The 18,220-nt window shown below is 63.6% G+C and carries 17 protein-coding genes and 1 riboswitch; of the genes, 15 read left to right on the top strand and 2 right to left on the bottom strand.

Features of this window, described 5'->3' with window-relative positions; all coding sequences use genetic code 11:
* Positions 1–81 precede the first annotated feature (81 nt).
* Positions 82–1,971 carry a PhoX family protein gene (locus tag ACR0LZ_RS17875; protein ID WP_480751314.1) on the top strand — a complete coding sequence of 630 codons (1,890 nt, stop codon included), beginning with the start codon at positions 82–84 and terminating at the stop codon, positions 1,969–1,971.
* 71 nt (positions 1,972–2,042) lie between these two features.
* Here the strand turns inward: ACR0LZ_RS17875 and ACR0LZ_RS17870 are convergent, their stop codons facing one another.
* Positions 2,043–3,053: an NAD(P)-dependent oxidoreductase gene (locus tag ACR0LZ_RS17870; protein ID WP_480751312.1), complete on the bottom strand. Its 1,011-nt coding sequence runs from the start codon at positions 3,051–3,053 to the stop codon at positions 2,043–2,045.
* A 78-nt stretch (positions 3,054–3,131) separates the two neighbouring features.
* Here ACR0LZ_RS17870 and ACR0LZ_RS17865 point away from each other — a divergent pair, with 78 nt between their 5' ends.
* From ACR0LZ_RS17865 to cobJ, 8 genes are all read left to right on the top strand, one after another.
* Positions 3,132–4,016, top strand: coding sequence for a LysR family transcriptional regulator (locus ACR0LZ_RS17865; RefSeq protein WP_480751311.1), 885 nt, complete (start codon positions 3,132–3,134; stop codon positions 4,014–4,016).
* Positions 4,017–4,087: 71 nt separating this feature from the next.
* Positions 4,088–4,294: riboswitch (cobalamin riboswitch) on the top strand.
* A gap of 70 nt (positions 4,295–4,364) precedes the next feature.
* Positions 4,365–4,748 carry a DUF1636 family protein gene (locus tag ACR0LZ_RS17860; protein WP_480751309.1) on the top strand — a complete coding sequence of 128 codons (384 nt, stop codon included), beginning with the start codon at positions 4,365–4,367 and terminating at the stop codon, positions 4,746–4,748.
* 3 nt (positions 4,749–4,751) lie between these two features.
* Positions 4,752–5,807, top strand: coding sequence for a cobalamin biosynthesis protein CobW (gene cobW / locus ACR0LZ_RS17855; protein WP_480751308.1), 1,056 nt, complete (start codon positions 4,752–4,754; stop codon positions 5,805–5,807).
* A gap of 15 nt (positions 5,808–5,822) precedes the next feature.
* Entirely contained in the window at positions 5,823–9,116 is a 3,294-nt protein-coding gene (gene cobN, locus ACR0LZ_RS17850) for a cobaltochelatase subunit CobN (protein WP_480751306.1), read from the top strand.
* Complete coding sequence (cobG, locus tag ACR0LZ_RS17845) at positions 9,113–10,240, top strand: precorrin-3B synthase (protein WP_480751305.1); 1,128 nt, start codon at positions 9,113–9,115, stop codon at positions 10,238–10,240. The genes cobN and cobG overlap by 4 nt, the downstream gene beginning before the upstream one ends.
* Entirely contained in the window at positions 10,240–10,869 is a 630-nt protein-coding gene (locus tag ACR0LZ_RS17840; RefSeq protein WP_480751303.1) for a precorrin-8X methylmutase, read from the top strand. The genes cobG and ACR0LZ_RS17840 overlap by 1 nt, the downstream gene beginning before the upstream one ends.
* Positions 10,866–11,594: a precorrin-2 C(20)-methyltransferase gene (locus ACR0LZ_RS17835; protein WP_480751302.1), complete on the top strand. Its 729-nt coding sequence runs from the start codon at positions 10,866–10,868 to the stop codon at positions 11,592–11,594. The genes ACR0LZ_RS17840 and ACR0LZ_RS17835 overlap by 4 nt, the downstream gene beginning before the upstream one ends.
* A complete protein-coding gene (gene cobJ / locus ACR0LZ_RS17830) occupies positions 11,591–12,343 on the top strand; it encodes a precorrin-3B C(17)-methyltransferase (RefSeq protein WP_480751300.1) in 753 nt (250 codons plus the stop codon). Before ACR0LZ_RS17835 ends, cobJ begins: the two co-directional genes overlap by 4 nt.
* On the opposite strand, the gene ACR0LZ_RS17825 is transcribed toward cobJ, so the two are convergent.
* Positions 12,316–13,065 carry a cobalt-precorrin-6A reductase gene (locus tag ACR0LZ_RS17825; RefSeq protein WP_480751299.1) on the bottom strand — a complete coding sequence of 250 codons (750 nt, stop codon included), beginning with the start codon at positions 13,063–13,065 and terminating at the stop codon, positions 12,316–12,318. The genes cobJ and ACR0LZ_RS17825 overlap by 28 nt on opposite strands.
* Between ACR0LZ_RS17825 and cbiE the strand changes: the two genes are divergently transcribed.
* From cbiE to cobF, 6 genes are read left to right on the top strand one after another with little or no spacing between them, the layout of a single operon-like run.
* Complete coding sequence (gene cbiE / locus ACR0LZ_RS17820; protein ID WP_480751298.1) at positions 13,064–14,263, top strand: precorrin-6y C5,15-methyltransferase (decarboxylating) subunit CbiE; 1,200 nt, start codon at positions 13,064–13,066, stop codon at positions 14,261–14,263. The two genes, ACR0LZ_RS17825 and cbiE, sit on opposite strands and share 2 nt — an antisense overlap.
* Positions 14,245–14,628 (top strand): cobalamin biosynthesis protein, encoded by a 384-nt coding sequence (locus ACR0LZ_RS17815; RefSeq protein ID WP_480751296.1) that lies wholly within the window; start codon positions 14,245–14,247, stop codon positions 14,626–14,628. Before cbiE ends, ACR0LZ_RS17815 begins: the two co-directional genes overlap by 19 nt.
* Positions 14,625–15,419 (top strand): precorrin-4 C(11)-methyltransferase, encoded by a 795-nt coding sequence (cobM, locus tag ACR0LZ_RS17810; RefSeq protein ID WP_480751295.1) that lies wholly within the window; start codon positions 14,625–14,627, stop codon positions 15,417–15,419. Before ACR0LZ_RS17815 ends, cobM begins: the two co-directional genes overlap by 4 nt.
* Positions 15,412–16,728, top strand: coding sequence for a cobyrinic acid a,c-diamide synthase CobB (locus ACR0LZ_RS17805; RefSeq protein ID WP_480751293.1), 1,317 nt, complete (start codon positions 15,412–15,414; stop codon positions 16,726–16,728). Before cobM ends, ACR0LZ_RS17805 begins: the two co-directional genes overlap by 8 nt.
* The gene (gene cobA / locus ACR0LZ_RS17800; RefSeq protein ID WP_480751291.1) at positions 16,725–17,453 is read left to right on the top strand and encodes a uroporphyrinogen-III C-methyltransferase; all 729 of its coding nucleotides are present in this window, start codon (positions 16,725–16,727) and stop codon (positions 17,451–17,453) included. Before ACR0LZ_RS17805 ends, cobA begins: the two co-directional genes overlap by 4 nt.
* The gene (gene cobF, locus ACR0LZ_RS17795; RefSeq protein WP_480751290.1) at positions 17,446–18,189 is read left to right on the top strand and encodes a precorrin-6A synthase (deacetylating); all 744 of its coding nucleotides are present in this window, start codon (positions 17,446–17,448) and stop codon (positions 18,187–18,189) included. The genes cobA and cobF overlap by 8 nt, the downstream gene beginning before the upstream one ends.
* The last annotated feature ends 31 nt before the right edge of the window (positions 18,190–18,220 follow it).

The following is an 18,220-nucleotide window of genomic DNA, read 5'->3' as shown; positions in this document are numbered from 1 at the left end:
GTTACACCCGTTCAACGAGTTGTCATATTCGCTCTCTACATCCTTGGCTCACCGACATATTACGCTAATTGGGAGGCATCCATGAAAGAAGTCGTTTCAAAAAACCTGTCTGCTGACGACTGGGACGAGATAAATTTTTCTCGCCCCGAAAAGAACGACTTTGACCGCGTCGTCGAAAGCGCGATTTCGCGCCGGGGCTTTCTGGGCGGCGTACTGGCCTTTGGGTCTGGTGCCGCGGCCATGGGCGCCGGGCTGTTGAAGCCAACGGCAGCCCATGCGGTTCAGGGGTCGCGTTTTGCCTTTGCTCCGATTGCGGCACAGACCGACGGAACCGTTCACGTGCCCGAGGGATATTCCTGGAAGGTTCTGATGCGCTGGGGCGACCCGCTGTTTTCCGAAGCGGACGGGTATGACATCACCGACGGCGGCCCGCTTGAGAACTCGGACAAGATTTTCGGTGAGAACACCGACGGGATGGAAACCTTTTCGTTTCAGGGGCGGGACCTGATCGCCATCAATCACGAATACCCGAATGAGGATATCAATCTGCCCGCGGCGCAGGATGGCAAGCCGATCAGTGCCCAGGATGTTCTGAAGCTGCAGAACATTCAGGGCGTGACCGTGATGGAGATTGCCGAAGGCCCTGACGGTTGGATCGTGGTCAGGGACAGCCCGTTCAACCGCCGTATCCATCACAACACGCCGATGAAGATCGTTGGCCCCGCTGCCGGGCATGACCTGTTGAAGACCAAGGCCGACCCGACCGGAACCAGGTCTCTGGGAACGATGAACAACTGTGGCGCAGGCAAGACGCCGTGGGGCACGTACCTGACCTGTGAAGAAAACTTCAACGGATACTTCGGATCGTCTGACGAGCAGGCCGGGTATGCTCCGCAGGTCGCAAGCGGCTATGAACGCTATGGCATCAAGGCGGAAAGCCGGAACGGCTACGAGCTTTTCGATCCGCGGTTTGACACGTCGAAAACCCCCAACGAGCCGCACCGCGCGGGATGGATTGTCGAGATTGACCCTGCCAATCCCCAAAGCACGCCGGTCAAGCATACCGGCCTTGGCCGGTTCAAGCACGAAAACGCCGAGGTCGTGGTGGCGCCGGACGGTCGCGTCGTCGTCTATATGGGCGATGACGAGCGGGGCGAGTACCTGTATCGTTTTGTCTCCAACGGCACCTACCGGCCTGGCGGAACCACCGAAGGGCTGCTGGATGACGGAACGCTTTTTGTTGCCAGGTTCAACGACGACCAGACCGGCGAATGGCTGGCCCTGACGCCGGATACAACCGGGATGAATGCCGCCGAGATCGCGGTCTTTACCCGAATGGCCGCGTCCATCGTGGGCGGCACCACGATGGACCGTCCTGAGTGGGTGGCGGCGAACCCCGTGGCGGTCGAGGCCTATTGCTGTCTGACCAACAACAAGAATCGGGGCGTCAAACCAAATGCCGGTGGCGATGATACTTCGGCCAATGGCCCCAATCCGCGCGACACCAACCTCTATGGACAGATCGTGCGCTGGCGGCCCGCACAGGACGACCACGCGGCCGATACGTTCGAATGGGATCTGTATGTGATGGCGGGCAACCCGACGGTGCACAGTGATGCCTATGCCGGGTCGCCCAACGTGAACGCCGGCAACCTGTTCAACTCGCCCGACGGCATGGCCTTTGATACGACCGGGCTGGTGTGGATTCAAACCGATGGCGACGACAAAAACGAGGGCGATTTTGCCGGAATGGGCAACAACCAGATGCTGGTGGGTGATCCGGTAACCGGAGAGATCGCGCGGTTCATGACCGGTCCGAATGGATGCGAGGTCACGGGCCTTGCCTGGTCAAGCGACCGGCGAACGATGTTCGTGGGCATCCAGCATCCCGGCGGCAACTGGCCCGATGGCGGCACGCCGCGTTCGTCGGTGGTCGCGATCAAGCGCGACGACAACTCACCCATAGGCTGACCTGACCGTCATCCAAAGGAAACGCCCCCGAAACGCGGTTCCGGGGGCGTTTTGTTTCGGAGTGACTGAAATTATTCGGCGGCCTTCAGTTCCTTGCCTTGCGGAATGACCTCGTAACCGGGCTCTTCGGGTTCATCATCGACCATCTCGGGCGGGAAGCCCGGGGCGCGGATATCGAGGCCCGTTGCTACTTCGAGGCGCTTGATGATGTTGGGAGACAACTCGCGGGGGCCAAAACGCGCGATCCCGTCGTTGAAGATGTCGATCAGAACCGGGTTGATCTCCAACGGCACGTTGGCGCGATCCGCAACTTCCTGGAACAGGCCGATGTCCTTTTTCACCAGATCCATTGTGAAGGAAATATCGCGCGAACCGTTCAGGATCACCTGGCTTTCGGTTTCATGCACGAACGAGGTGCCGGACGAGATTTTCATCGCCTCATAGGCGGTGTTCAGATCCATGCCCGCAGCCTTGGCAACAACCAATGCTTCGCAACAGGTCACAAGGTTTGCTGTCGCCAGATAATTGGTGAGAACCTTCAGAACCGAAGCCGACCCGAGGTCGCCAGTGTGCAGGATGCGGCGGCCCATCGTGGTGAGGAAGGGCAGGATACGTTCGAACGTCGCGCGGTCGCAGCCCGCGAAAATCGAGATGTTGCCGGTATCCGCCCGATGGCAGCCGCCCGAAACCGGGCAGTCCACCGCGGCGCCGCCGCGCTCGATCACCATGGCGCCGAGCCTTTTGACCTCGGCCTCGTCGGTGGTCGACATCTCCATCCAGATCTTGCCCGGCTTCACTTCGGGCAACATCTGTTGCATCACCGCGTCCGAGGCCGCAGGCGATGGCAGGCAGGTGATGACGGCGTCACATTCGCGCATCAGCTGTGCCGGACCGTCCGCGCGTTTGGCGCCACGCTCGACGAACATGTCGACCAGATTTTCATTCAGGTCATGCACCGTCAGATCAATTCCGTTCCGCAAGAGCGAGCCTGACAGTTTGTGGCCCACATTACCTAGACCGATGAAACCAACTTTCATGGATTTGTCCTCCCCGGCGGGCGTATGCCCGCGTATACGATTCATGCGGTGACTATGAAGCTTTGAAACCGGCAAGAGAAACGAATAATAATGATCGCAATGGTCAAAAAATTTTGGTGATAAATGGACCGCCTTCCAAATCCGGCCTGGTTGCGAACGTTTGAGGCGGCGGCTCGCCATCTGAACTTTACCACGGCGGCGAAAGAACTTGGGCTGACCCAGACGGCAGTGTCGCTGCATATCCGCTCGCTGGAAGAGGATTTGGGCGAAAAACTGTTTCTGCGCGCCGCGCGTCGGATCGAATTGACGGAACTTGGCCAATCCTATGCGCTGACCGTGCGGCGGGCGCTGTCGGATATCGCGCTCAGCACCAACAGCCTGTTTGGCCCGGCCACCCGCCAAAGCCTGACAATACGGGCAGCAATTTCGACCGCCACCTATTGGATCGCGGCGGAATTGCCTGATTTCAGCGCGCAATATCCGGAAATTCCTGTGCGGCTGGTGTCGCATATCTGGAATGACAGCGCCGCCCCTGCAGATGTCGATATCGAGATCCGGTTGGGACATGGCGATTGGCCGGGCGTCATGGCCGAGAAGTTGAGCGAGGAAACCATCGTTCCGGTCTGCCGTGCCGGTGACCCCGTTCCCACCATCCGGCAGATGCACAGCGGGCCGTTGATCCACATTCTCGGCTACGAGGACAACTGGGCGCGCTACCTTGAGGCGCATGGGCTTGACCACGACCCATCGGCAACCCGGCACGCCGTCGATACCACGGTCGCGGCGTTGCAACTGGTGATGGGAGGGGCGGGTTACGCCACCATCCTCGGCCGTTTTGCGCGCAATGCCATATCCCAGGGCGCACCGCTGCAAATTGCCGGGCCACCGATTCCCTTTGGGCAGTCGCATTACCTGATCCGATCCGACGCGGCGACATCGGTTTCCGGTTCAGCACGCCTTTTCGAGGCATGGCTGCGGGACAGGTTGGCTGGCGATGCCGCTGGTTAACGATGGCGGGTCGCTTTTTCACCCTGACGGTTCACAAGCCTGACGCCGCGCTTGACAAGTCCCCTGCCCTTGCCGCATGTCCGCGCTGTTGGTGTCTGCGCGAGCAGATGAAAAGGGAATGCGTCAGCGGTTCACCGTCAAACGCAGCCGCCCCCGCGACCGTGACCGGAGAGGGTGCCCAAATGCCACTGGCCGACAGGCCGGGAAGGCGGGACACCCGACAGGGACAAGCCCTGACATCCGTAAGCCGGGAGACCTGCCAGCGCCCGAAGACCAGACCGGACGGGGTGTTCCGGTGTCGGGCCGTGGCCCGCATGAAACCCCGTTCCCCGAAACCTGAATGGGGGGATGAGAGACGTGACCGAGCCTGCACCAGTCGAACTGCTGGTCTGCACCACCTGCCGCCGGGGTCTGCCCATCGAGGATGACACCCAGCGCCCGGGCGCGCTGTTGCACAAGGCGCTGACCGAGGTCGAACTGCCCGATGGCGTTCTGCTGAAACCGGTCGAGTGTCTGTCGAACTGCGATCAGGGCTGTTCGATCGTTCTGCGTGGCGGGCCGTCACGCTGGACCTTCGTCTATGAGAACCTGAGCGAAACAGACGATGTCTCGATCATCGTCGAAGGCGCGACCAAGTATCTGGCCACCGAGGACGGGCTGGTAAAGTGGCGCGACCGCCCCGAACATTTCCGCAAGAACTGCGCCGCCCGCATTCCCCCGATTGGAGCCTGAGCCATGAGCACCCTTGAAAAACTTCCCGTCACCGTGATTACCGGCTTTCTGGGCTCGGGCAAGACCACGCTGATCCGCCACCTGATGCAGAACCCACAGGGCAAGCGGTTGGCCGTGGTGGTCAACGAATTCGGCGATGTGGGCGTCGATGGCGAGATCCTGAAAAGTTGCGCCATTCCGGATTGCCCGGCGGAAAACATCATGGAGCTTGCCAATGGCTGTATCTGCTGCACCGTGGCCGACGATTTCATCCCCACCATCGAGGCGCTGATGGCGCTGGAGCCGCGCCCCGATCACATCCTGATCGAAACCTCGGGTCTGGCGCTGCCGAAACCGTTGCTCAAGGCGTTCGACTGGCCCGACATCCGGTCGAAGATCACCGTGGACGGTGTGATTGCGCTGGCCGATGCCGAGGCGGTGGCCGCTGGTCGCTTCGCGCCGAACGTCGAAGCGGTGGACGCCCAGCGCATGGCGGACGAGTCCATCGACCACGAAACGCCGCTGTCAGAGGTGTTCGAAGACCAGATTTCCTGCGCCGATATCATCCTGCTGACCAAGCCCGACCTGGCCGGACCCGACGGCGTTGCGAAGGCCAGGGAAATCATCGCTGCCGAGGCCCCGCGCCCGCTGCCGGTGGTCGAGGTCGCCGAAGGGGCCGTGGACGTGCGCGTTATCCTGGGGCTGGAGGCCGCTGCCGAGGATGACATGGATGCCCGCCCATCGCACCACGACGGGGCGGACGATCATGAACACGATGATTTCGAAAGCGTCGTGATCGAGTTGCCCGAGCAATCCGATCCCGCCGACCTGATGGCCCGGATCGAACGTCTGGCAAACGAATTGAACATCCTGCGCGTCAAAGGGTACGCCGCCGTATCCGACAAACCGATGCGTCTGCTGGTGCAGGCTGTGGGCGCGCGTGTTCGCCACCAATACGACCGGGCTTGGAAACCGGGCGAAGAGCGCCGCTCGCGCCTGGTGGTGATTGCCGAGCATGACGACATCAACGAAGCCGCAATTCGCGGTATTCTCGAAGGTGTGGCCGAGGCCGCCGAATAAGGGACCGAGACGCCAATGCATGTCGTCTTTCGCGAAAGCCACGGTCTGGAAGAGACCGAAACACCGACCGATCTGGGCCAGAGCCCGGGCGATCTGGTGGTGCTGTCCTTTTCCGACAGCGACCTTGGCGCGTTCGCGGCGGGCTGGCATCGCGGCGGCGGAGCCGAGGGGCGGATGCCGTCATTGCGGCTGGCAAATCTGTCGGCGCTGAAGCATCCGCTGTCGGTCGATACCTATGTCGAACAGACGCTGGAGGGGGCCAAGGGCATCCTGATCCGGCTTATAGGCGGCGTGCCGTACTGGTCTTACGGGCTGCAGCAGGTTCATGCGCTGGCGCAATCGAAAGGGCTGGCGCTGGCTGTTCTGCCAGCGGACGGGCGTGAGGATACCCGGCTGGACGACTATTCCACCCTGCCGGTCTCGACCCTGCGCCGCCTTGCGCATCTGTGTGATACCGGCGGCGAGGTGGCGGCCCAGGCCGCGCTGGCACAGATGGCGCTGGCGACGGGATTGTATGCCGGACCGGTGATGGGGTCCAAAGCGCTGCCCGAATGCGGCGCGTGGTGCCCGGACCAGGGGGTAATCGCGGCAGAGACCGCCTTCGAAGATGGCAAGCCCCGCATCCTTGTCACGTTTTACCGCGCCTATCTCAGCGCGGCTGACACGGCGCCGATCGCCGCCGTGATCCGCGCGTTCCGAGCCCGCGGATATGATGCCGTCGGTCTGTTTGCACCGTCGCTGAAAGCGCCCGCATCGGCCAAATGGCTGGCAGAGCAGGTTGCTTCGCTGACACCTGCGGCCCTCGTCAACGCCACCGCCTTTTCCGGCAAGGGCGGCGGAGGCACATCGCCTCTGGATGCCGCGGGGGTACCGGTTTTTCAGGCCATGCTCGCCACCTCGAACCGCAAGGCGTGGGACGAGGCGGAACGGGGTCTGTCGCCTGCGGACCTGGCCATGCACGTGGTGCTGCCCGAAGTGGATGGCCGCATCACCGGCAGCGTGATCTCGTTCAAGGAGCCGGGGCAGCGCGACGCGCATCTGCAATTCGCACGTGCAATGCACGCACCCGAACCCGACCGGATCGGGGCGCTGGTGGATCGGGTGTCGGGTTGGCTTTGCCTGACGTCGAAACCCAAGGCAAAACAAGTGCCGGTGCTGGTGCTATCGACCTATCCCGGCAAGGACTGGCAGATGGCCCACGCGGTGGGACTGGATGCTCTGGCTTCGGCCGAGGCGATGCTGGAGGACCTGCGCGGCGAGGGGTATGACACCGCGCCGGCAGAGCCCATCGCCGATACCCTGCTTGACGCGCGGACAAGCTGGTCTTTGACAGATTACCGCGCGGCCCTGTCCACCTTGCCCGCTTCGCTGCGGCAAGATCTGGAGACCGTGTGGGGCAAGGCCGAAGACGACCCGGCTTTTGCCAACGGCGCCTTTCATTTTACTGCCCTGCGGCGCGGCAAGGCGATTGTCGCCCTGCAACCCGAGCGCGGCACGCCCGAGACGCGCGACGATGAATATCACGATCTCAGCCGGACGCCGCGCCATTCCTATGTTGCCTTCTACCTTTGGCTGCGCCATGCGGCGGGGGCCGATGCGCTCATCCATATCGGCGCGCATGGAACGCTGGAATGGTTGCCAGGAAAGTCGGTCGCGCTGTGCAAGGCCTGCTGGCCTGAGGCGCTGATCGGCGGTTTGCCTGTGATCTATCCCTTCATTGTCAATGACCCCGGCGAAGCGGCACAGGCCAAGCGACGCATCGGCGCCGTCACGCTGGGCCACGTACCCCCGCCGCTGCGCGAAAGCGGCACGCCGGATAGGATGGTGCGGCTGGAGTCGCTGTTGGACGAGTTTTCCAACGCCGACGGGCTGGATCCAAAGCGCCGCGACCGTCTGCAATCGGACATCCGCGACGAGGCACGGGCCATCGGGCTTGAGAACGATCTGGGCCTTGATCGCGCCACCAGTACCGCCGAAGCGATCACCCGGATCGACCGCTTTGTCTGTGACATCAAGGAAAGCCAGTTCGGCGACGGGCTGCACGTCTTTGGCCGGGTGCCCGAGGTGGCAGGCAATTTCGATATCGCACCGTCTGCCCATGCCGAGCGCGCCGCCTTGCTGGCCGCGCTGGCGGGCAAACGCATCGAGGCCGGCCCGTCGGGATCACCCTATCGCGGGCGTTCGGACGTGCTGCCTACCGGGCGCAACCTCTACACTACCGATCCACGCTCGGTGCCCACGCGGGCGGCCTATGCGCAGGGGGTGAAACTGGCCGAAGAACTGGTGCGGCGGCATCTGCAGGAAGAAGGCGATTACCCCAAAGGGTTGATCGTCGATCTGTGGGGGTCGGCCACCATGCGCACCGCCGGCGAAGAGTTTGCCATGGCCTTGCACCTTTTGGGCGTCAAACCGGTCTGGGATCAGGGATCCGAACGGGTATCAGGCATCGAGGTGCTGCCGATCACCGATCTGGACCGCCCGCGACTGGATGTGACCCTGCGTGTTTCGGGGCTGTTTCGCGACGTTTTCCCGACGCTCTCGGCGCTGTTCGGTCAGGCGGTGCGTGCGCTGTGCGCAAGGGACGAGGCGCCGGACTGGAACCCCTATGCCGGTCAGGAACCTGCGGCCCGTGTCTTTGGCCCCGCGCCGGGCAGCTACGGGCTGAACATGACGCATCTGTCCGAGACCTATACGGACGAGGCCCGCGCAGAGGCCGGGCAGGCCTGGCTTGACGCAAGCTCCTTCGCGCTGGAGGGCGAGCATATCGCGCACGATCGGGATGGCATCACGGATCGTGTCGCAAAGGCCGACAGTTTCGTTCACCTGCAGGACCTGACCGAAACCGATCTGCTGCTGGCCAACGACTATGCCACGCACGAGGCCGGGTTCGCGGCGGCCAAGAAGGTCACCGGTGGCAGCGCCCGGCTGTATCATCTGGACAACACCAACCCCGAAACCCCGCGGGCTCGAACCCTGCCCGAGGAAATCAGCCGCGTTGTTCATGCCCGCGCCGCCAATCCCGGCTGGATCGCAGGGATGCAGCGACACGGGTTCCGAGGCGCGGCCGAGATTGCGGCGACATTGGATCACATGGCCTCGTTCGCGCATCTGTCGGGCACCGTCGCGCCGCATCTGTTCGACCTGTATCACGACGCGACACTGGGCGACCCCGGAGTCGATGCCTTTCTGCAGGACGCCAATCCGCAGGCCCACAAGGCGATGCATGACCGGTTCCGGGCGCTTTTCGACGCCGGGTTGTGGAACACCCGGCGCAACTCGATCCGTGCGGATCTGGAGGGGCTGAGATGAGCGCGCCCATCGTCCAGGGATGGTGCCCCGGCGCGCACCGGCCGATGATGTCCGGGGACGGGTTGGTGGTGCGCGTGCGGCCCCGACTTGCGCGTCTTGAGGCCGGGCAGGTTCTGGGCTTGTGCAAGGCGGCGGACCGATATGGCAACGGCACGATCGACCTGACCAATCGTGCCAACCTGCAACTGCGCGGCGTGGCCGAGGCCGATCATTCGGCCTTGCTGGATGACTTGGCGGCGTTGGGCCTGCTGGATGCGGAACCGGGCATTGAGGTTCGGCGCAATATCCTTGTCACCCCGCTCTACCGTGAGGGAGACCTGACGGCAAGGTTGACCCGGAAATTGATCGACTGGTTGGCGGACCTGCCCAGATTGCCTGCGAAATTCGGGTTTGCCGTGGACACCGGCCCGGACCGCCTGCTTTCTGGTGACTCGGCGGATATTCGGTTGGAGACCGGACCAGACGGCCTGATCCTGCGCGCTGATGGTGCCGATACGGGGCGTGTGGTGCCGGAAAGTGAGGCCATCGACAGGCTGATCGAACTGGCCCGCTGGTTCGCGGACAACCACGGCCAGGAGACCCGCCGCATGGCGCGGCTGGTCGCAGCTATCCCTTTGCCACAGAAATGGCAGGGTGCGCGGCCGGGTCCGGTTGGCAAACGGATGCAACCGGGGAATACCCCGCTTGGCCCGGTTTGCGGCGCGGTCTTTGGTCAGCTGCCTGCAGCCGAACTGGCCCGCCTGATCGTGGACAGCAAAGCCCCGGCCTTGCGCGTCACCCCTTGGCGACTGATCCTGCTGGAAGGCGGGGAGGCGATCCGCGCTCCGGACTTTGTCACCCGGGCCGATGACCCGTTACTGACAACCGATGCCTGCCCCGGCGCGCCGTTCTGCCCGCAAGCGCAGGCTGAGACCCGCGCCATAGCCCGCGCGCTGGCCCCGCGCGTCACTGGCAGCCTGCACGTTTCGGGCTGCGCAAAGGGCTGTGCCCGGATGAGCGCGGCGGATGTGACACTGGTCGGAAATGACGGAACATTCGATATCGTAAAACATGGCCGCGCGGGGGATGAGCCCTGTCAGCGTGGCCTCAGCCCCGAAACACTGAAGAGCATGGACCTGACCTGATGCCCTATGAATACGAAACCAACGGTGCGGCGATCTATAAGCAATCCTTCGCCACGATCCGGTCCGAGGCCGACCTGGCCCGTTTTGACGCCGACGAGGAACAGGTCGCGGTGCGGATGATCCACGCCGCCGGTATGGTCGGACTTGAGGAATTTGTACATTTCTCGCCCGGCTTCGTGCAGGCTGCGCGCGCCGCACTGGAAAACGGCGCGCCGATCCTGTGCGACGCGCGCATGGTGTCGGAAGGTGTCACCCGCTTTCGCCTGCCCGCCGAAAACGAGGTGATCTGCACGCTGCACGACGAGCGCGTCCGCCCGCTGGCAGAGGAAATGCAGAACACCCGCTCGGCGGCGGCGCTGGAGCTGTGGCGGCCCGTGCTGGAAGGCGCGCTGGTCGCAATCGGGAACGCGCCCACGGCGCTTTTCCACCTGCTCAACATGCTCGAAGATCCCGACTGCCCCCGCCCTGCCGCCATCATCGGCTGTCCAGTGGGTTTTGTCGGTGCGGTCGAATCCAAAGATGCCCTTTGGGAGGCGCAGCCGGTGCCGTCCTGTATCGTCAAGGGCCGTCTGGGCGGCAGCGCCATCACGGTTGCGGCCATAAACGCCATCGCAAGCAGGGCAGAATGAAAATGGGAACCATATATGGCGTGGGTCTGGGCCCCGGCGACCCGGACCTGATGAGCGTCAAGGCCGACCGCCTGTTGCGCGGGGCACGGCACGTCGCCTATTTCCGCAAGCCGGGCCGTACCGGGCAGGCGCGCAAGATCGTCAACGGCATGATTTCGGGCGATGCGGTGGAATTTCCGATGGAATACCCGGTGACCACCGAAATCCCGGTGACCGATCCACGTTACAACGAGCTTTTGGCGGCGTTCTACGAGGATTGCACCAAGCGGCTGAAGGAGCTGTCTGCTCAGGGCGAGGATGTGGTTGTTCTGTGCGAGGGCGATCCGTTCTTCTATGGCTCTTTCATGCATCTTTACAATCGCTTGCGTGATCAGGCCCCGGTCGAGGTTGTGCCCGCGATCACCGGCATGTCAGGGGCCTGGACCGCAACGGGCGATCCGATCACCTGGGGCGATGATGTGCTGACGGTTCTGGTCGGCACCCTGCCCGAAGAGATGCTGGCCGAGCGCATGGCGCAGACCGATGCGCTGGTGGTGATGAAGATCGGGCGCAATATCGACAAGGTGACACGGGCACTCAAGACCTCCGGGCTCTATGACCGGGCCTGGATCGTGGAATACGCGCAGATGCCGAACCAGACGGTGACCAAGCTGAGCGAGGCCTGCGACAGGATCACGCCATATTTCTCGATCATCATCGTCCACGGTCACGGGCGGCGGCCATGAGCGGCTGGGTCAAGATCGCAGGCCTTGGGCCGGGCAACGAGGCGCTGATCACGCCCGAAGTGACCGAGGCGCTGGCCGAAGCGACCGATGTGGTGGGCTATATCCCTTATGTCGCACGCGTGGCCGAGCGCGCAGGGCTGACGTTACACGCCAGCGACAACCGGGTCGAAATCGACCGTTCGCAACATGCGTTGCAGATGGCGGCGGAAGGCAAGCGGGTGGTGGTGGTGTCCTCGGGCGATCCCGGCGTGTTCGCAATGGCCGCGGCCGTATTCGAGGCGATGGAAAATGGCCCTGTGGAATGGCGCGATCTCGATGTCTCGGTAATGCCCGGCATCACCGCGATGCTGGCAGCCTCGGCCCGCGCCGGTGCGCCCTTGGGCCACGATTTCTGCGCCATCAACCTCAGCGACAACCTCAAGCCGTGGGAATTGATCGAAAAGCGCCTGCGTCTTGCGGCGCAGGCCGATTTTGCCATGGCATTCTACAATCCACGCTCGAAGTCGCGGCCTGAAGGTTTTGTAAGGACGCTGGAAATCCTGCGCCAGGAATGCGAGCCGGAACGCCTGATCCTGTTTGCCCGCGCCGTATCACGCAAAGACGAAGCTCTGCGCATCTCGACCTTGGCCGAGGCGACACCGGAGATGGCGGATATGCAGACAGTTGTCATAGTGGGATCTTCGCGCACGCGGATCATCGAAAGGCAAGGCACGCCAATCGTTTACACGCCGAGGTTCACCCCGGAATGAGCCAACCAGTCCACAACCTGCGCCACATTCGAAAACTCGGTCCGCTGCGGCAGAGCGGGACGATCGATCATCAGCACCGGCAGGCCCAGTTCGCGCGCGGCGTCGAGCTTGGCGCGTGCGCCAGAGCCGCCGGCGTTCTTGGACACAACAAGTTCGGTGCCGTGGCGCCGCATCAGGGCCAGGTCATCCGCAAACGTGAACGGGCCGCGCGAGACCTCCACGTCGCAATCGGGCAATGGCAAAGCGCCGGGTTGGTCCACCAGCCGCAACAGATAGCGATGCTGGGGCTGGGCGGCGAAATCTTCCAGATGCATGCGGCCCACGGCAAGAAAAACCCGTCGAGAGGCGCCCGAAAGAGCGCCAACCGCCGCCGCGATATCGGGAACGTGGCGCCAATGATCGCCGTCTTGAGATTGCCATTCAGGGCGGGTCAACGCCGCCAGGGCGGCACTGGTTTCGGCACAGGCAGCAATTGCGTTGCGGCTCATTTGCGCAGCAAATGGGTGGGTGGCGTCGATCACGTGCGTGATGCCATGATCGTGGATAAAACGAACCAGCCCCTGAGAGCCGCCAAAACCGCCGACGCGTGTCGGCAGGGGTTGCGGACGGGGGGTCTCCACGCGGCCCGCGTAAGAATACGTTGCGGTCAACCCGAGTTCTGCGATGGCTTTGGCCAGCGCATTGGCCTCGGTCGTGCCGCCAAGGATCAGGAGTTGGGACATGAGTGACGCTCCGTGGCTGACCGTTCTGGGTTTGGGCGAAGATGGACTGGATGGACTGACACCGGCAACCCGTCAAGTGCTGGATGCGGCGCAGGTCGTCATGGGTCCGCCCCGCCATTTGTCGCTGATCCCGGAATCCGGGGCCGACCGAATTGAATGGCCGGTGCCGTTTTCCGCCGGCCTGCCGCTGCTGCAAGGCTTGCGTGGGCGCCGCGTCGTGGTGCTTGCCTCGGGCGATCCGTTCTGGTTTGGAGCCGGTTCGGTGATCGCCCGACATTTCGATGCCGGTGAATGGACCGCCATTCCAGGCCAGTCGACCTTTTCCCTGGCAGCGGCGCGTCTGGCCTGGCCCCTGGAAGACACCCTGACATTCGGGCTGCATGCCGCGCCCCTGACACGTCTGCGCCCGCATCTGGCGCGGGGGTTGCGGGCGATTGTCCTGTTGCGCAACGGCGCTGCGGTGGCGGAACTGGCGACTTACCTGACCGAAACCGGCTTTGCCGACACCACGCTGCACATCCTCGAAGCGTTGGGTGGCCCGCGCGAGCGCATGCAGAAAGCCACGCTGACCGAAGCCTTGCTTGGCACATTCGCACATCCGATATGTGTCGCGCTGGAGGTGGCGGGCGCGGGTTTGGGCGTGCCCATGGCATCCGGAAAACCAGACGATATTTTCGAGACCGACGGGCAGATCACCAAACGCCCCGTTCGGGCGCTGACGCTGTCGGCGCTGGCGCCACAGCGGGGCGAACACCTGTGGGATATTGGCGGTGGCACAGGCTCGATCAGCATCGAATGGCTGATGTGCGATCAGACGCTGACCGCCACCACGATCGAACCGCGCGCCGACCGGGCCGACCGCATTCGCCGTAACGCCGACGCGCTGGGACAGGACCGCCTGAACGTGGTGCATGGCACCGCGCCGGATGCGTTGAGTGGATTGCCCAGACCGGATGTGGTTTTCATCGGCGGAGGGCTGAGCACCGCGCTTTTGGATTGGCTTGCCGCGAACCTGTCCAGGGGCACTCGGCTGGTCGCCAATGCGGTGACGCTGGAAAGTGAGGCGCTGCTGGCGCAGTGGCATGACAAGCTGGGCGGCGATCTGCTGCGGATCGAACTGGCGCAATCCGCCCCGCTCGGGCCGCGACGGGGCTGGAAATCGGCCTATCCGGTAGTTCAATGGAGCGTGACGCTATGATCGTTGCGGGGCTTGGATTTTCATCGACGGCAACGGCTCAAAGCCTGCGCGACGCCTATGACCGGGCCACCAAAGGGCAAACCGTCGCAGCCTTGGCAACGGTGGCGGACAAGGAGGGCCATCCTGCGCTGATCGAATTTGCCGCAACCACTGCCCTGCCCCTCTATTTCGTTGCGCCTGCCGATCTGAGCGGCCAGCGCACGTTGACCTGCTCGTCCCGCAGCCGCGCCACTTATGGCACCGGAAGCGTGGCCGAAGCTTCTGCCCTCGTCGCCGCCGGGACAGGTGCCCGACTGGTTTCACCCCGACAGATCTCGACCGACCGCCTGGCCACCTGTGCGGTTGCAACTGGAGAGCCTAAATGACCGTTCACTTCATTGGCGCCGGACCGGGCGCCGCCGATCTGCTGACCCTGCGCGGGCGCGATATCATCGCCTCGTGCCCGGTCTGCCTTTATGCCGGGTCGCTGGTGCCCGAAGAAATCCTGGGCCACTGCCCCGAAGGTGCAAAAATCGTCAACACCGCGCCGATGGATCTGAATCAGATCATGGCCGAGATCGAAATCGCCCATCAGGCGGGCCACGATGTGGCGCGGCTGCATTCTGGCGATCTGTCGGTCTGGTCCGCGATGGGCGAACAGATCCGCCGCCTGAAACAGATGGGCATTCCGGTCAGCGTGACGCCCGGCGTTCCTTCATTTGCAGCCGCGGCGGCGGCCTTGGGCACCGAGCTGACCCTGCCCGGTCTGGCGCAATCGGTGGTGCTGACCCGCACGCCGGGCCGCGCCTCGTCGATGCCCGCTGGCGAGACGCTGGAAAACTTTGCCCGCACCGGCGCGACGCTGGCCATTCATCTGTCGATCGGCAATCTGGACAAGGTCATCGCCGATCTGGCCCCGCATTACGGAGCGGATTGCCCGGTGGCCGTGGTCTATCGCGCCAGCTGGCCGGACGAGCGAATCATCCGCGCAACGCTCGACACCCTGAAAGAAGCGCTGGACGCGAGCATCTCGCGGACCGCGCTGATCTTGGTGGGGCCAGCGCTGGCCGGCGAAGGGTTTGACGAAAGCTGCCTCTATTCCAAGGAATACGACCGGCGCTATCGCCCGCAGAGCGCGGACAGCCCGTGGTCGAGCTGGAGTCATGGCGATGACTAACCTGCCGGGAGTTCTGATTTCGGCGCCCTCGTCGGGTACCGGCAAGACGACGGTGATGCTGGGCCTGCTCAGAGCGCTGGCCGAGGACGGGCTGACCGTTCAACCGTTCAAGAGCGGGCCGGATTACATCGACCCGGCCTTTCACCGCGCGGCGGCGGGGCGTTCCTCGTTCAACCTGGACAGCTGGGCGATGGGCGAACCGCTGCTGGGCGCGATCTCGGCCCAGGCCGAGGGTGCGGACATCGTGGTGGCCGAAGGGTCGATGGGCCTGTTCGACGGCGTTGCCAAACCGGGCGAGCTGGGCCATGGGTCGAGCGCCGAAACCGCACTGCGGATGGGTTGGCCGGTGGTACTGGTTCTGGATGTGGGCGGTCAGGCGCAATCGGCGGCGGCCACGGCGCTGGGGTTCCGGATGTACAACCCTGACCTGCCCTTTGCCGGGGTGATATTGAACCGCTGCGCCAGCCCCCGACATGAACGCCTGACCCGGTTGGGGATGGAGCGTGCGGGTCTGCCGGTGCTGGGCGTACTGCCGCGCCGGGGCGATCTGACCTTGCCTGAACGGCATCTGGGCCTGATACAGGCGGTTGAACACCCCGATCTGGAAAGCGCGATTGCCGGTTACGCGGCGTTTTTGCGCGAGCATGTGGATCTGGAGGCGATCAAGGCGGCGGCTTCATCAAGCCCGCAAGGGTCCTCGGCGTCGGCGCTGCCATTCCCCCCGGCGCAGCGCATCGCTTTGGCACGGGACGAAGCGTTTTCCTTTACCTATCCGCATTTATTGGAAGGCTGGCGCGCGGCGGGGGCCGAAATCCTCCCGTTTTCTCCGCTGGCGGATGAGGCGCCGGCGGCGGATGCCGATCTGGTCTGGCTGCCGGGTGGTTATCCCGAATTGCATGCTGGCAAGCTGGCAACAGCCGACACGTTCCTGACCGGTCTGCGCAAACATGCCGAGACAAAGCCTGTACACGGTGAATGCGGCGGTTACATGGCCCTGGGCGAAGCACTGATCGACAAGGATGGGGTAGGCCACAAGATGGCCGGGCTGTTGGGTCTGGTCACGTCCTATGAAAAACGCAAGTTCAATCTGGGATACCGCAAGGCGCGTCTGATTGCGCCGATACCCGGACATGGCGCGGGCGCAATGTTGCGCGGGCACGAGTTTCACTATTCGTCGATTGTCGACCAACCGGACGCGCCACTGGCGCAGGTCTTTGACGCTGAAGGGGTCGAAGGCCCTCAAACCGGCTCGGTACGCGGCAACGTTACCGGCACCTTTTTCCATCTGATTGCGGAGGCTTCGGCATGAGCGGCTTTGTCTCTTTCATCGGCTCCGGTCCCGGCGACCCGGAACTTTTGACGCTCAAGGCGGTGGACCGGCTCGGCAAGGCCGACGCGGTGCTGTTCGATGATCTGAGCAGCGGTCCGATCCTGAAACATGCGCGCGAGGATGCCGATCTGGTCGGTGTCGGCAAACGCGCCGGTCGCCCCTCGCCCAAGCAGGACCATGTCAGCCGTCTGCTGGTCGATTATGCCCAGACCGGACAGCGTGTCGTGCGGCTGAAATCCGGTGATGGTGGTCTGTTCGGTCGGTTGGAGGAGGAAATCGTCGCCCTGCGCGAGGCCGGTATCGACTATGAGATCATTCCCGGCATCCCGTCGGCCATCGCGGCGGCGGCGGCGGCGGGCATTCCGCTGACCCGCAGGCTGACGGCGCGGCGGGTGCAGTTCGTCACCGGCCATGATGTCAGCGGCAAGCTGCCTCAGGATCTGAATTTACCTGCCTTGGCCGATGCTGGCGCGACCACCGTCGTTTTCATGGGCAAGCGCACGTTTCCATTGCTGGTCGAGGCGCTGAATGTCCACGGGCTGCCGCTCGACACCCCGGCGCTGATGGCCGAATCCGTGTCGACGCCGGACCAGAAACTGCAACGCGCAACGATCGGAGCATTGGCGGAGCAACTGAAATCAGAGGTCGGCACCGCCCCCGCCCTGATCCTTTACGGCCCGTTGGCGGAGTTCGGGGATGTATGAGCTGAACCTGATTGGCATCGGCACCGGCAATCCCGATCACGTCACGTTCCAGGGGGCAAACGCGATACGGGCGGCGGACCTGATCCTGATCCCCCGCAAGGGCGAGAACAAGGCCGATCTGGCTGGACTGCGGGAGGAGATCATCGCGCAGGTGGCGGACGCGGCACCTCAGATCGCCTATTTCGATATCCCCAGGCGCCGCGCCGATAACGGCTATTTACGCGGCGTGGACGAATGGCATGACGCTATCGCCCTGCGCTGGCAGGAGACGATCGCCGGGTTTCCGCAGGCCCGGCAGGTGGCGCTGCTGATCTGGGGTGATCCATCGCTTTATGACAGTTCGCTGCGAATTGCGTCGCGGCTGGACCCGCAGCCGGTCACACGGGTGATTCCCGGCATCACCGCGCTGCAGGCACTGACGGCCGCCCATGCGATTCCGATCAACGACATCGGCGCACCCTATGTCGTCACGACCGGCCGCCGCATCCGGGACGAGGGCTGGCCTGACGGTGCCGACAAGGTTGCGGTCATGCTGGACGGCGAATGCTCGTTTCAAAGCCTTGATATGATGGCGTTCGACATTTGGTGGGGCGCGTATGTGGGCATGAAGGAAGAAATCCTGGTCAAAGGCCCTCTGGCGGACGTTGCGGACAAGATTCTTGAAACCCGTGCCCGGGCACGCGCCGATCATGGCTGGATCATGGACATCTATTTGCTGCGCAGGCGCGAAAAATGACCGAATGGGTCGCAAATGGGAATTGCGCGAA

The sequence above is a fragment of the Ruegeria sp. CI1 genome, from assembly GCF_056536925.1.
Note: the sequence above shows the minus strand (reverse complement) of the source record. Positions and strands in the feature narration are given on the sequence as shown.

What these genes read in the sequence shown, in the direction of transcription:
- ACR0LZ_RS17875 (WP_480751314.1), top strand. Translation starts at nt 82, where the DNA reads ATGAAAGAAGTCGTTTCAAAAAACCTGTCTGCTGACGACTGGGACGAG.
- ACR0LZ_RS17870 (WP_480751312.1), bottom strand. Translation starts at nt 3,053, where the DNA reads ATGAATCGTATACGCGGGCATACGCCCGCCGGGGAGGACAAATCCATG.
- ACR0LZ_RS17865 (WP_480751311.1), top strand. Translation starts at nt 3,132, where the DNA reads ATGGACCGCCTTCCAAATCCGGCCTGGTTGCGAACGTTTGAGGCGGCG.
- ACR0LZ_RS17860 (WP_480751309.1), top strand. Translation starts at nt 4,365, where the DNA reads ATGAGAGACGTGACCGAGCCTGCACCAGTCGAACTGCTGGTCTGCACC.
- cobW (WP_480751308.1), top strand. Translation starts at nt 4,752, where the DNA reads ATGAGCACCCTTGAAAAACTTCCCGTCACCGTGATTACCGGCTTTCTG.
- cobN (WP_480751306.1), top strand. Translation starts at nt 5,823, where the DNA reads ATGCATGTCGTCTTTCGCGAAAGCCACGGTCTGGAAGAGACCGAAACA.
- cobG (WP_480751305.1), top strand. Translation starts at nt 9,113, where the DNA reads ATGAGCGCGCCCATCGTCCAGGGATGGTGCCCCGGCGCGCACCGGCCG.
- ACR0LZ_RS17840 (WP_480751303.1), top strand. Translation starts at nt 10,240, where the DNA reads ATGCCCTATGAATACGAAACCAACGGTGCGGCGATCTATAAGCAATCC.
- ACR0LZ_RS17835 (WP_480751302.1), top strand. Translation starts at nt 10,866, where the DNA reads ATGAAAATGGGAACCATATATGGCGTGGGTCTGGGCCCCGGCGACCCG.
- cobJ (WP_480751300.1), top strand. Translation starts at nt 11,591, where the DNA reads ATGAGCGGCTGGGTCAAGATCGCAGGCCTTGGGCCGGGCAACGAGGCG.
- cbiE (WP_480751298.1), top strand. Translation starts at nt 13,064, where the DNA reads ATGAGTGACGCTCCGTGGCTGACCGTTCTGGGTTTGGGCGAAGATGGA.
- ACR0LZ_RS17825 (WP_480751299.1), bottom strand. Translation starts at nt 13,065, where the DNA reads ATGTCCCAACTCCTGATCCTTGGCGGCACGACCGAGGCCAATGCGCTG.
- ACR0LZ_RS17815 (WP_480751296.1), top strand. Translation starts at nt 14,245, where the DNA reads ATGGAGCGTGACGCTATGATCGTTGCGGGGCTTGGATTTTCATCGACG.
- cobM (WP_480751295.1), top strand. Translation starts at nt 14,625, where the DNA reads ATGACCGTTCACTTCATTGGCGCCGGACCGGGCGCCGCCGATCTGCTG.
- ACR0LZ_RS17805 (WP_480751293.1), top strand. Translation starts at nt 15,412, where the DNA reads ATGACTAACCTGCCGGGAGTTCTGATTTCGGCGCCCTCGTCGGGTACC.
- cobA (WP_480751291.1), top strand. Translation starts at nt 16,725, where the DNA reads ATGAGCGGCTTTGTCTCTTTCATCGGCTCCGGTCCCGGCGACCCGGAA.
- cobF (WP_480751290.1), top strand. Translation starts at nt 17,446, where the DNA reads ATGTATGAGCTGAACCTGATTGGCATCGGCACCGGCAATCCCGATCAC.